The sequence below is a fragment of the Candidatus Ruminimicrobium bovinum genome (genome assembly GCF_902760015.1).
In the GTDB taxonomy this organism is placed as follows: domain Bacteria; phylum Elusimicrobiota; class Endomicrobiia; order Endomicrobiales; family Endomicrobiaceae; genus Ruminimicrobium; species Ruminimicrobium bovinum.
The window spans coordinates 1-2,045 of sequence record NZ_CACWEU010000115.1 but is presented as its reverse complement, the minus strand read 5'-3'; the positions used below and the strand labels follow the sequence as shown (position 1 = coordinate 2,045).

Sequence of the window (2,045 nt, the reverse complement as noted above, 5' to 3'; positions counted from 1 at the left end):
TTTTTGTTTGTTTTTCCTTTTTTCATCTCCTTTTCTCCGTTCTTTTATTTTATAAAAAAACGGCAATATCTATTTTGACCTTATCATGCAAGTATTAGAAAAAATGTTATAATTATAGTATGAGAGTTGTAAAAAAATTTAACAACTCTTAATGGTATAGACAGACAGAGTCTGTTCATTAAAAACATTTTTTGCATTAAATATAAATTTAATATTATAAATTAAACAAAACACAGGTTTTTGTTTGAAAAATAAAAAAGGAGAATAAAAATGAAAAAAACAAAATTTATGTCGGTTTTGGTAGCTGTATTGTTTATTTTCAGTATAATAAACCCTTCTTTTGCAGTTGTGGAAAATTTTTCAAACGGTAAAGCGGATATGGGAATTACAAAGGATGTAGAAAATAATAATATGCATACTACATCTTCAAAGGTTACATTTAATAATGCTAAAGTTAAAAATATATGGCGGTTGGAAGATAATGGAACAACTATATACTATGCTAACGTTTCATATGGTTCAAAAGAGTCAAATGTAGAAATAAGTAAAAATTTATATAACTATATAGCAAGTGGAAAGGTATCACAAGAAAATATATCTTTTTCTGTGAATGAAGCTGAACCGAAATATGTAAATAATACATATATTATCCAAGGAATAAAACCAAAAGTAATAAACGGAATTATAGAGGGGGAATAATATAATTGTTTATAATCCTGATACGGATAAATTAGAAAGTAAAAGTATCAAAGGATTGAGTTCCGAGCAAAGTAAGAGTGCTTTTGAGTTATGTTAAAAAAGCACTTAAAGAAAATAATATTATAGCAACTGTAGTTAAAGGACTTGCAAGTTTGATAAAAACAAAAATAAATGATAATACCATAGGCAAAGTACAAGTTAAAGGTAATCAATTAATAGTAATAAATAAAAATGGCAAAGTAATGGAAAACCTAAAAATAAATGTAGAAGGGTTAAGTGGAGCTCAGAAGAAAGATCTTGCTAACAAATATACTAATAAACTAAACAATAAAAACAAAATAGTAAAAAATAAAGAAATAAAAGGGGAAATAAACAAATTAAAAAAAGAAGTAAAAAGTAAAGTAAAAAGTAATACGTGCAGCAAAGTACAAGTAAAAGGTAATAATTTGGTGGTAAAGAATAAGAATGGCAAAGTAATGAAAAATCCGAAAGTAAATGTAAAAGGATTAAGTAAAAAACAAAAGGAAACACTTGCTAAGAAATATACTAATAAATTAAAAAATAAAAATATAGTATTAGATAACAAAAAAATAAAAAATGAAATAAACAAATTAAAAAAAGAAGTAAACAAACTCAAACCAAATAAAAAGAAAACAAATAATTCCAATTTAGAATTTAGTGGTAGTGGCAGTGGTGGATATAAGGATTTCGGCTTTGATACAGGTGATTCTAATGCAGGTGCATCAAGTGCTGGTTCTTCAGATGGTGGATATGGGGATTTCGGTTTCAAGTAATATAAATTTGTTTTTCATAATTTTATAACTAAACAATGAAAAAACGAAAAAAGAATTAAAAAACTTAAAAACTACTCTAATAAAAATTAGGGTAGTTTTTTTGTTTATGTTTTTATGATTTTTTAAGAAAACACAAAAAGAAGAATAATATGGATTATTTATTTAAATAAATAATAAAAACACTTATGGCAAAGCAGAAAACAATTGTTGGATAAATAATAAAAAATTCACAAAAATTTCACAAATGGATGTTGAAAAAGTTGTAAGATGTGTTAGAATAATAGTATGAAGAATTTAGGAATTTATACTATTATAAGAAATATTGTCCGTAGGACACCGACAACTTTTCAGCTTTTAAGCATCTCAGCATTTCAGCTTAAAAAAATGCTAAGCGTTTTTTTAGTTGTGGCAATATTTTTCAACGGCTTTATTCCGAAGAGTGCGGAATTTAAAAATAATTTTATTGAAGCGATAAGCTGTGCGGTAGAAACACAAACGAACTTTTTAGATAAGTATGCGGACAGTGTAGTAAATGTAACAAACGGGATAGCA

At 25.8% G+C, this 2,045-nt stretch carries 3 protein-coding genes; all 3 read left to right on the top strand.

Annotated features, from left to right (window positions below; translation table 11 throughout):
* Positions 1 to 270 precede the first annotated feature (270 nt).
* Positions 271 to 699 carry a hypothetical protein gene (locus ACMUOV_RS04105; RefSeq protein WP_413853846.1) on the top strand — a complete coding sequence of 143 codons (429 nt, stop codon included), beginning with the start codon at positions 271 to 273 and terminating at the stop codon, positions 697 to 699.
* An 83-nt stretch (positions 700 to 782) separates the two neighbouring features.
* Positions 783 to 1,493, top strand: coding sequence for a hypothetical protein (locus tag ACMUOV_RS04100; protein ID WP_413853845.1), 711 nt, complete (start codon positions 783 to 785; stop codon positions 1,491 to 1,493).
* 285 nt (positions 1,494 to 1,778) lie between these two features.
* Positions 1,779 to 2,045, top strand: a 267-nt coding sequence (locus ACMUOV_RS04095) for a hypothetical protein (protein WP_413853844.1), incomplete at its 3' end; no start/stop codon positions are given.

Excerpts from the sequence above, each read along its gene's own strand:
- ACMUOV_RS04105 (WP_413853846.1), top strand. The coding sequence starts at position 271 with ATGAAAAAAACAAAATTTATGTCGGTTTTGGTAGCTGTATTGTTTATT.